Source organism: Niallia nealsonii, assembly GCF_002835805.1.
Taxonomy (GTDB): Bacteria; Bacillota; Bacilli; order Bacillales; family Cytobacillaceae; genus Niallia; species Niallia nealsonii.
In genome coordinates, this window is record NZ_PISE01000079.1 from 1 (window position 1) to 10900 (window position 10900).

The window sequence follows — 10900 nt, forward strand, 5'->3', positions numbered from 1 at the left end:
ATCTTTATAATTTTGTCAACAATTTCTCGCAAGTTTTTTTATAAAAAATAAATCCATCTCTGCTAATTTCTTCTTCTCCTTCCAAATTGTAAGTAGAACTTTTCCCAATCAAACTTGCCATTATATACTGAAACCAAATATTTTTTAGAAAAAGAGGAGATAAGCGCACGCACCATATTCATGTTTTGGAAAAAGGAAATAAAGAAATAGCCAGACATTTGGCCTTTAGAGATTATCTGATAGCACACCCAAAAGAAGCGCAGCAGTATAGTCCATTAAGGCAAACATTGGCACAAAAACACCTATTAGATATACCAAAATACATAGCAGGAAAAAAGGATTATATACAAGAAATCGATGAAAAAGCAAAAAACTGGCTGAACCTGCAATAAGAATTCAGCCAGTTTTTCTTCTATAGACTATTTTTTATTGTTCATATAAGCTGTTAATCGCTTCATTGCTTCTTGAAGTGTTTCCATGCTTGCAGCGTAGCTAATACGTACATACCCTTCACCTGCTTGGCCAAATGCAATCCCTGGAATAATAGCGAGCTTGTTATTTTTAGCCAAATCCACACAAAAATCCATTGAATTTTGAATATATCCTTGTGGAATTTTTCCAAAAATATAAAATGCTCCATTTGGTCTGGCGATTTCAAATCCTAATTTTGTCATTTCTTCATAAACAAAATCTCGTCTTTTTTTATATTCTATTTTCATTTCATTTGCATCATCTATTCCCTCAACTAATGCGCGAATAGCAGCTTTTTGGGAGATAGTTGATGCAGCTGTCACTAAGTATTGATGAACTTTCATGATTTCTTTTGTCAGCTTTTCATCTGCTAATATAAATCCTAAACGCCATCCTGTCATTGCATGTGATTTCGATAAGCCATTAATGATAATCGTGCGTTCTGGTATATATTTAGAAATAGAAATATGTAATCCATCATATGTTAATTCACTATATATTTCATCACTTATAACAAAGATAGGATATTTTTTGACTGTATCTGCAATTGCCTTTACTTCCTCTTCCGTGTATGTAACACCGGTAGGATTACTTGGATAGTTTAATATGATTGCTTTTATTTGATCGCCATATTCACTCATCGCTTGGTCAATCATTTCTGGTGTTAATACAAAATTATTTTTGGACGTATCCAAATAAATAGGCTCAGCTTTTGCAAGTGTAATAATTGGTTCGTATCCCGGATAGATTGGAGATGGCAATAACACTTTATCTCCCTCTTCCAAAATAGCTAATAAAGCTGCAGAAATTGCTTGAGTTGCACCAACTGTTACAAGTATTTCTGTTTCTGGTTTATAGGTAATGCCATATTTTTTATCAAAAAACTTGCTCATCGCTTCTCTAGCTTCTATTAAACCAGTCATACCAGTATAATGCGTATAATTTTGTTCAATGGCCTCAATTCCTGCTGCTTTTACATGTTCCGGCGTGTTAAAATCTGGCTCTCCTAATGTCAATTTAATCATATCTTTTATAGAAGATACTTGTTCATCAAATCGACGGATTAAAGAAACTTCAATTTTGCCTACTTGCCTGTTAAACCTATTTGTCAATTCTTCCATTTTTAAATTCTCCTTACGCTTTTACTAATTAGTATGTAGATAATTACCTATCCTATTACTCCGTATTTTTGTTCTTTGACATTTCACAAATTAATAAAATAGTATTGAAATAATGATAAGTACGCCTCTTATTATACATGAACTACATTATAATTTGTCTAATTCAAAAAATTTCAAATCAAAATGATAAAAAAAAGGATGTTTTACGAGATGAAGCAGCTGTAAATGTAATAACACAACTAAATAAGGGCAATTATTGAAATAGCAGCAAGGAAGGATCATTCACTTTTTCCCAGAACATGATTTATCATTATCCCTTATAGGGAAGAACAAAAAAATAGAAGCCTTTGCTAAAAAAATATGCTAAGGCTTCTCCAAGATAAAGGGGGAATACTTTATTATTATTGCCGGTCACTTAAATGGATAAACATTTATTTTTACTGCTTAGAAGTTCCCTCCTACAGGCCCAAAACGATTGACTCGCCCTTCTTTGCTGATTGATTAGCCGCTAATGTCACTCGGTGAGTTTTTGCGGCATCTTGATAGTCTGATAGAATTTGAGAGGAATCTCCTGTTTTAACAGCATTTAGAAAAATAGTATTTTCTAAAACATATGGATTGGACTGCTCTTTATATTCTAGAACTCTATCCCCTTTCACCTCACGCAGCAGGTCATCACGAATTTCTAGCACGCCTTCTTCTGTATACAAATCCAATCCAATTTTATGGGAAGTAGGAAGAATACAAGTATTAGATATTGTTGCTATTGTACCATTATTCAGTTTCAAGATGACACTTCCTACATCTGAAACAGTCGTACCCTCTACTTTTTCTTGCATGATTTGGTCATTATATACTGCATAAACTTCCTTAACATCCCCACACACAAAACGCAATAGATCCACAATATGGGTTGTTTGCTCCAAAAATTGGCCTCCTGATTTAGTAATATCTCTCCACCAAGGAACCAGCGGCATATCTCCCATCCAATACCCTAACGCCATGCCAATTTTGCGTTCTTTCATCATTGAGAGTGCCCTTGTGGCAGTTTCTTTGTAGCGCCAATGGTATCCAACTGAAGTAATAAGACCCTTCTCTTCTATTTTCTTTGCAATTTTAGATGGTTCCTCCCCTATTCCCAGTGGCTTCTCTACAAAAAAAGGAATCTGCCTTTCTATTAATGCCAATTCCATTCTTCCATGAACCATTGGAGGGACACAAATATAAACAGCATCCATTTTTTGTTTATCTAGCATTTCTTCCACATTGGTAAATCCTAAAGCATTTGGCCATTTCTTTGCTTCTTTCTCTGCCTTTTCTAGACTCGTCCCGCAAAATGCAGTAACCTCTACTCCATCTATCTCTCCTAAGATATTCGCATGCATTTTGGCAAACCAGCCTGTACCTATCATTCCGATTTTCATAAAAAGCACCCCTTTTTATATGGTAAAACTAATTTTTTGTGCTGTTTGTCCTCTGTTAAACAGTAGAGGCTATTTTTTGTTCTTCTATGATTATACAAAAATAACGGAATTTTTTCTCTTTTCAGTTAAAAACTTTCATTTTTTCCCTTATAAAAAACAAGAAGCCACTTCAGCCTCTTGTTTAAAAATAATATTTTAATTCACTGATTCCTAATGTGTTGCGGAAGGACGCTCAATCGCTTTATCTGATTCGCCGGCATTTTTACGGGCTGCTTGTTTGTTTTGTGCCATTTCTTCTATTGATTTTACCTTTAAACGTGCTGCGCCTTTATAATCTTTTGTAGGAATTAAGTTATCAGAAGAAAGTTTCTCTTTTGCTTTTTCAATAGCTTCTGTATATTGAGGAAGCCATTGTGCTTGTGCCACTAACATTTCATCAACAAGCTGCCAAATTTCTTTTGGATTGCATACTGCTCCAACAAGGGGATCCATCATCATTGCTTGACGGAGCAAAAAATCATCTCCTATAGCAGCCGCTTCTACAGCAAGTCTTTGAACAGAGATGCTGACATTGCATACAGCAGCAGGTCCAAGGGGCAACTCTCCAATATAGGGTGTGCTAATGCCATTGCGATCTACATATCCTGGAGCTTCAATGATCGCGTCATCTGGAAGATTAGCAATCACCCCATTATTCACGACATTAAAATGGCCTCTGTAAACACGGCCTGTTTCAAGAGCTTCAATAATATAGGAACCGTGCTCTTCTCCGCGATTTTTTTGTTTATATTCCATTGCCGGCTCTTTCAGCCAATTTGGAAAGTCTGTTTTAAACCAATTCCGCCCTTCTGTACAGACACGTAAATATCCGCCAGTTTCACCATTGATCCAAGTGCCAAGATCAATCCATTCATTGATTTCTTTAGGGCGTTTACGATACCACGGGACATATTCGCTTAAATGACCATTCGATTCCGTGCTGTAATAACCAAATCGTCTTAACATATCAATTCTGACTTTTTCCGTTGCAGAAAACTCAGGATGATTTTCAAATGCCTCCAATAACTTCCCTGTTAAATCTTCACCATTATGTTTAATGCTAATATACCAAGTTTGATGATTGATTCCTGCACAAATGATATCGACTTCTTCCTTTTTTAACCCAAAAGCCTTTGCGATTTGTCGATGCCCTCCCTGTACTCCATGGCAAAGACCAATCGTTTTTACACCGCCATATTTATTGCAGGCCCATGTTAACATTGCCATTGGATTCGCGTAGTTTAAAAGCAGTGCATTTGGTTCTGCCACCTCACGAATATCTTTGCAAATATTGAGCATTTCAGGAATTCCACGCTGTCCATACATAATGCCGCCTGCACAAAGCGTATCGCCGACACATTGATCAACCCCATATTTAAGGGGAATATCCACATCATGTTGAAAAGCTTCAAGACCGCCTATTCGAACAACAGAGAATATGTATCTTGCATTTCTTAATGCTTCCCTGCGATTTTGTGTAGCATAAATTTTTATATCTAGCCCATTTTCATCTATATCCCTTTGGCAAAGCTTTGTAACCATCTCTAAATTTTGTGCACTAATATCTGTAAAGGCCACTTCTATATTTTGAAATTCTGGTACAGAAAGCAAATCTCGCAGAAGACCTCTAGTAAATCCAATACTGCCTGCGCCGATAAATGCAATTTTAAATGTCATGTAGAACTCTCCTTTACTATTTATACTTAATCCTTATGCGTATAATCCTATCACCAAGATAATGTAAACGTGTTCATTTTTATTACTTTTCAAGCGGATATATTGTCTAAAATCGTAACTAATTTAATGTTCTCCGCTACATGGAATACAATATATTTAGAAACATTTCTATCCAATAATCAACGACCGAATTTCACAATATTTTGTTCAACAGATTTTCGATATTCATTTGGTGTCATATTTGTATATTTTTTAAAAAGAAGACTGAAATATGGACGACTATTAATTCCAATATAATAAGATATTTCAATGACTGGAATATCTGTATCCGCCAACAGCATTTTTGCTTTTTCCATTCTTAGTGAGGTCAAATATTCCACAATGGTCGAACCTGTCTGTTTTTTGAAAATTCTATGAAGGTATCCTGGATGCAGATTTACAGCCTGACTAATATCTTTTACTTGAATATCGCAATCGTAATTATGATGAAGATACTCAATCGTCTTTTTTACATATAAATCCGCTTGCTGGTGTTCACTTTTCTTCTCTTTTTCCCAAGCTGCTAGTCTTGCAATTTGTATAAGAAGCTGCGCTAATTGAAGCTGAATCATTATATCTTTTTCTGATTCTTTTTTATCCAATTCAAGCACTACATTTTTTAAAGTATAATAGATTTCATTCGAGTCTTTTAATACAACATAGGAACGACTATGCAAAAGAAATTCAGCTAAGTTCTTGTTTTCAGAAGCCAAATCCTTTATGGATGGAAAACTTCCTTCTTTTTTTAAAAAGGAGAATTCCACATTTAACATCCTGCAAGGTGTATTTTTATCGACCATTAGCCGGTGAGGCACATTTGCATCTAATAAAATAAAATCACCTTTTTTCATAGAAACGGACTCTTCCATTGTTTCAACCATACATTTCCCATCTATTACATACATAATTTCAATCTCTTTATGTGAATGAAATGACATATGATAACTTTCCCACCGTTTAAAATAATAAGCAAACACCTTAGGATGATAATGGTCTGTTAATAATTCACGTTGGTATAAACTGATATGGTTCATTACAACCTCCATTGTTCGCCTTAAGATAGTCTTGTTACTTTCCAGAACCCATTGTAATGCCTTTTACAAAATGTTTTTGCATGAAAAGGAATAAAATTAAAATCGGAAGGGAAGAGATAATAATTCCTGCAAAACCTACATTAAAATTGGTTTCAAATGCACTAAATAAAGTTGATTGCATAACAGTAAGGGTTTTCATGCTGTTGTCTGATAAAAAGAGCTGTGGCAAAAGATAATCATTCCAAATTTGGAGCGATAAAATAATGGTTAATGCAGCAGCAACAGGCTTTAGCATCGGCAAGATAATGACCCAAAATGTGCGCATAATCGAACAGCCATCGATAAAAGCAGCTTCTTCAATTTCTTTCGGAATTGTTTTCATAAAACCAGCCATTACAAAGATGGCAAATGGAAGGCTAGTGCCCACATACAGAAAAATAATGCCAAACAGGTTGTTGACAAATCCTAATTTGCTCCCAAGAACAAACATTGGAACAAAAATGACTTGGTAAGGGATTAAAATCCCTGCAATAAAAAACATATATGATCCATTAAAAAACTTGTTTCTCCCTCGCACTATGGAATAAGCTGCCATGCCACTAAGCAAAATGATAAGCAATACAGCACTTGCTGTGATAATAGAAGTATTTCCGAAGCTTTGCAAAAAGTTTAAAGCTTCAAATGCTTGCATAAAGTTATCCCATTCAAGTTTTTTGGGCAATGAAAATGGGGAAGAATCAATTAGTTCTTGTGGTGACTTAAACGCATAAAGAAATACAATTAAAAAAGGAATCAAATAAAATAATGCGATGACCGTGACAATCACTTGGATAAGAAACGTTCCTTTCGTGTACCTTTTACTCATGTTATAATTCAACCTCCCTTTTGCGTAAAACTTTCAATTGAATGAAAGCAAATATAAGCAATACAAGAAGAAATACAACACTCATTGCTGAAGCATAACTTGACCGCTGTGACATGAATGCACTGTCATAAATATACATAATGGTTGATTTAGAAGCATCTCCAGGTCCCCCGCCTGTTGAAGCTACAATTAATTCATACACTTTTAGACTTCCTGTTGCAATTCCAATCGTACATATCGTAATCGATGGACCAAGCATCGGGATGGTAATATGCAGAAATTTTTGCCACCAGTTCCCCCCGTCCACTATGCACGCTTCATAAATATCTTTTGGAACAGCTTGAAGGCCTGCCAAATAGATAAGCATCCAATAGCCAATCCATTGCCAGTTGTTTGCAATGATAAGACCTGTTAAAACCGTATCGGGACTTGAGAATAAATTAAAATTAATGCTAAGGCCAAGTATGTCATTAATGCTTGGTAAAATGGTGCCGTACATTTTTGTCCAAATTTGGCCAACTAAAATAGGACTTAATAATACAGGAGCAAAAATAATAGTCCGATAGAAATTTTTTGCCCTTATGCTGCTGTCGAGAAAAACAGCAAATACAAATGCTGCAACATTTTGAATCAGCGTATTAAAAATCATAAATAAACCCGTAAATTTAAATGAATTTATAAACATTTCATCTTTGAAAATTTCCATATAATTAGAAAAACCAATCCAATTTTTTTCTAAACTAATTCCATCCCAATCTGTAAAAGAATTATATATTCCCATCATAAGTGGAATAATCATGCCTACAATAAAAAAAATCAAAGGGGGCAGCAATAATAAAAAATATTGAATGCTATTTGAGTTAACCTTTTTCTTTTTATGAATAATCGACGTTGGATTAGCTGAAGCCCGAGCATCTATGGGCTGAATATTTTTTCCTTCTACATTCATATAAAAAACACCCCATTACCATTTAAATTTAGAGAGAGGAATTGTTTCCCTCTCCCCTATTTTTTAAGTGCTTTTATTTAGTTGAAAATTTCACCTTTGCTTTATAAGCATCTGTTGCTTTTAAAGCCTTATCCAACGTTTTTTTGCCTAGAAGCCATTCAGCGATATAACTGCCGCTTTGCTCTTGATATGGCCATGGAATTTGTACATTTCCTACGTTTGCATCAAGGGCCCCAATGCTCTTATAATGATTGATATCATCTACATATGGCGCTTTTACATCTGAAACTACATCAGGTATTAAGCTTTCTGTTTGCACAATATCAATGTACTTTTTAGCCATCTCTTTATTTGTAGCAAAAATTCCCAGTACTTGTTTTACTTCTTTCGGATACTTCGTTTTTGCACTTCCAGAAAATGTATGATCTGGTTGCATAATGATTTTGGTATTATTTGCATCTGTTGCAGGTGTCGGGAAAAAGCCGATTTCAAGATTAGGATTATTTTTCAATACCTGAGCAGTTGACCACGTGCCAATGATCCACATAGCTGTTTCCTCTTTTGCAAACATTTCGGCAGCTCCAGTAAAGTCTAATCCAAATGGATCTTTATTAGAGTATTTAGATACATCCTTGAAATGTTCGAACACCGTTTTGAATTCAGGAGACGCAGCAAAGGAAACTTTTCCTTTTTGCAAATCATTTCCCCAGGTTGAATATTTTGAAAATACTTCTAATGTTGCAAACTGATTAAAATTATTGCCAATTTGATAATCTTTAAAATGATTCGTAAATGGAGTTATCCCCTTACTTTTTAATGTTTCTGCAACTTCCATTAGCTCATTCCATGTTTTTGGTATTTCAATGTGATTTTCTGTAAAAATTCTTTTATTGTAAAATACTCCTTGAAAATTGGATGTATATGGCACCGCATAATCCTTCCCATCAATTTGTAGGGCTTTTCTGATATCTGCTGGGAATTCATTCATAAAATCCTCTGAAGAAAGATCCATTAAGTGCTCCGTGTATTTTGGATGATCTCCGCCCTTGATCATAATAATGTCCGGCAATTGATTTCCTGCAATTCTTGTTTGCATAACAGAGCTAAAATCCGTATCCCAATTTATGTATTCAAATTCAAGCTTTACATTAGGGAGCTCTTTTTCAACCGTTTCTTTGATTAATTTTTCTGACTCTTTCGTATTGGTTCCATTCCAGTCTAAAACCTTTAACGTCACCTTTCCATCTTTTGCTGTACCAGAAGAACCTGAACTGCAAGCGACAAGAAGTGATACAATAATTGATAAAATTACACTTAAGCGCAGCCATTTAAATAGACCTTTTTTCATTTTTGAATTTCCCCCTAGTATATATTTAATCCCTAACTTTTCTGTAAAAAATATCGGAAATCTTGCAAACTTAAATATAAAACTATAATTAGAGTTCTAGATAATAGAAGGCATTAAAGTGAAGTATTGTGTCTATTATTCGCCATAAAAAAGCGCTTACATTTTACAGGATAGTAATATTAAACCTCATGATATTCTCACATACTAAAATCTAGTTTTTAACTTTACACTGTTCAAACTAAACTTATCTACAATTCTTACATATATATTCCCTCCTTAATACTCCTATTTTCATAATATATAGTCAGAAAAATTAGTGTAATCTTACTAGCTTTATTATATATACACTAAATTTACAGTACAATATAAAATCCTAACCTCTTGCTTTAATTCATGTTTATAATCCTAACTTTTAAGTATTAATTTTCTGCTAACGCCCTTACAATAAATTTTTTATCCTACATTATCTCCATACCTCTATTAATAAAAAAACATAATATCCACATTTCTGAGACTATACTTTTTTTGATCAAAAATAGGGCAGCTTTTGCATCTGTTTTAATGATGAAACTGATTTAATTGATTACCATTTAAGGAACTGAAACTTAATTCCAATATATAATGGATAACATCTATATTGGAATTACCTCTATTTAACTTTCTTTATCCCTCTATAATAACGATGCAATTGTTTTTTCATTGGGATTAGGACATTCTCCCACACAAACCAAATTTCAATCTAATAAACTAATAAGAACTTATAACAGGTCAAACTTTTTTTCTTAGGAAAATTATGGAGGAAGGGAATAAAAAATGACCATTTATGCCACTGAATATTTAGGAGCTGTTGATGAGGGGGAAATGTACGCCCAATTATTCCGATGTAGTGACGGAAATACTTATGTTGTTAAAGCTATGTCAAATCCAATAGGCAGAAGAGCAATATTTAATGAACTGGTATCTTATCGATTAGGAAGGCTTTTAAATCTCCCCTTGTCCTACGGTCGGATAATTGTTTTCTCTAAAAGTATATTTAATGATCCACATTTATTAGATGAAAAGGGTATTCAAGAGGGCCCGCACTTCGGAAGTCTATTTATTAAAAATGCGAGCGAGTATAGCCCCGATAAGCTCTATTTTTGTAAAAACATTCATATGCTGCCTGAGATAATTGTTTTTGATCATTGGATTACCAATTACGATAGGAGACTGGAACCTCAAAACATACTAGTTGTTGGAAAAAATCCATATGAACTAGTATTAATCGATCATGCTGATGCCTTTAATGGTCCTGACTGGACAATTGAAAGTCTCGTTTCTTGGACAGATAGTAAGGATATTATTTGGGGGGAAATCTATCAAGAATTTGTCCCCTTTATTGATAATGAAGATCCCTTTGGATTGGCATTAGAGAAACTTGAATCTATAACGGACGAAGAAATTGCTGCTGCATTTGGGAAAGATATTCCTTCCGAATGGCAAGTTTCCAAAGAAGAAGTAAAAACTCTTCTATTCCACTTAATTATGAGAAAAAAAAGAGTGAGAAAGATTATTACACATTTAAAAAGTTATTTTCCCATTTGGAACTCCTCGAGCGAGTAGAAAAAATTTCAGTTAAAAATTTTCAACAGGATGACAGAATGTAAGCTATTTTATATAGAAATAGACAGTAGAGAACTTCATTAAACCAAGCGAAATTAAACGTTTATATTTATAAATAAAGAAACAACTAGAATGATTAAATATTTTTCATTTTTTGGCTTTGTCCTAGAACTATTTACCTTGTAAATTAATACTTTATATTATCCTACTATTTGGAGTTGATGAATATGCCGCCTAAACCCTCAAAACCACCTAAACATCATAAACCGCCTAAACCTCCCAGCTTAACTGGTTCATCTGGTGTTACTGGGGCAACTGGTGTAACCGGGAC

General features: G+C 34.2%; 9 protein-coding genes. 2 read left to right on the plus strand and 7 right to left on the minus strand.

Going from position 1 to position 10900, the window contains the following annotated elements; genetic code table 11:
• The first annotated feature begins 137 nt into the window (after positions 1-137).
• The gene (locus tag CWS01_RS21990; protein WP_268877097.1) at positions 138-392 is read left to right on the plus strand and encodes a GrpB family protein; all 255 of its coding nucleotides are present in this window, start codon (positions 138-140) and stop codon (positions 390-392) included.
• Between the two features lie 27 nt (positions 393-419).
• Here CWS01_RS21990 and CWS01_RS21995 read toward each other — a convergent pair whose 3' ends face one another.
• From CWS01_RS21995 to CWS01_RS22025, 7 genes are all read right to left on the minus strand, one after another.
• Positions 420-1583, minus strand: coding sequence for a pyridoxal phosphate-dependent aminotransferase (locus tag CWS01_RS21995; protein ID WP_407938596.1), 1164 nt, complete (start codon positions 1581-1583; stop codon positions 420-422).
• Positions 1584-2050: 467 nt separating this feature from the next.
• On the minus strand, positions 2051-3016 hold the full coding sequence (locus tag CWS01_RS22000) for a Gfo/Idh/MocA family protein (protein WP_101179709.1): 966 nt from the start codon (positions 3014-3016) through the stop codon (positions 2051-2053).
• A 210-nt stretch (positions 3017-3226) separates the two neighbouring features.
• Positions 3227-4732 carry an alpha-glucosidase/alpha-galactosidase gene (melA, locus tag CWS01_RS22005; RefSeq protein WP_101179711.1) on the minus strand — a complete coding sequence of 502 codons (1506 nt, stop codon included), beginning with the start codon at positions 4730-4732 and terminating at the stop codon, positions 3227-3229.
• Between the two features lie 179 nt (positions 4733-4911).
• A complete protein-coding gene (locus CWS01_RS22010) occupies positions 4912-5805 on the minus strand; it encodes an AraC family transcriptional regulator (RefSeq protein WP_101179713.1) in 894 nt (297 codons plus the stop codon).
• A 34-nt stretch (positions 5806-5839) separates the two neighbouring features.
• Entirely contained in the window at positions 5840-6670 is an 831-nt protein-coding gene (locus CWS01_RS22015; RefSeq protein ID WP_101179715.1) for a carbohydrate ABC transporter permease, read from the minus strand.
• Between the two features lies 1 nt (position 6671).
• On the minus strand, positions 6672-7619 hold the full coding sequence (locus tag CWS01_RS22020) for a carbohydrate ABC transporter permease (RefSeq protein ID WP_101179717.1): 948 nt from the start codon (positions 7617-7619) through the stop codon (positions 6672-6674).
• Positions 7620-7692: 73 nt separating this feature from the next.
• The gene (locus tag CWS01_RS22025) at positions 7693-8967 is read right to left on the minus strand and encodes an ABC transporter substrate-binding protein (RefSeq protein ID WP_101179719.1); all 1275 of its coding nucleotides are present in this window, start codon (positions 8965-8967) and stop codon (positions 7693-7695) included.
• 813 nt (positions 8968-9780) lie between these two features.
• Here CWS01_RS22025 and CWS01_RS22030 point away from each other — a divergent pair.
• On the plus strand, positions 9781-10569 hold the full coding sequence (locus tag CWS01_RS22030; protein ID WP_101179721.1) for a HipA family kinase: 789 nt from the start codon (positions 9781-9783) through the stop codon (positions 10567-10569).
• Positions 10570-10900: the final 331 nt, after the last annotated feature.

Excerpts from the sequence above, each read along its gene's own strand:
- CWS01_RS22000 (WP_101179709.1), bottom strand. The coding sequence starts at position 3,016 with ATGAAAATCGGAATGATAGGTACAGGCTGGTTTGCCAAAATGCATGCG.
- melA (WP_101179711.1), bottom strand. The coding sequence starts at position 4,732 with ATGACATTTAAAATTGCATTTATCGGCGCAGGCAGTATTGGATTTACT.
- CWS01_RS22010 (WP_101179713.1), bottom strand. The coding sequence starts at position 5,805 with ATGAACCATATCAGTTTATACCAACGTGAATTATTAACAGACCATTAT.
- CWS01_RS22015 (WP_101179715.1), bottom strand. The coding sequence starts at position 6,670 with ATGAGTAAAAGGTACACGAAAGGAACGTTTCTTATCCAAGTGATTGTC.
- CWS01_RS22020 (WP_101179717.1), bottom strand. The coding sequence starts at position 7,619 with ATGAATGTAGAAGGAAAAAATATTCAGCCCATAGATGCTCGGGCTTCA.
- CWS01_RS22025 (WP_101179719.1), bottom strand. The coding sequence starts at position 8,967 with ATGAAAAAAGGTCTATTTAAATGGCTGCGCTTAAGTGTAATTTTATCA.
- CWS01_RS22030 (WP_101179721.1), top strand. The coding sequence starts at position 9,781 with ATGACCATTTATGCCACTGAATATTTAGGAGCTGTTGATGAGGGGGAA.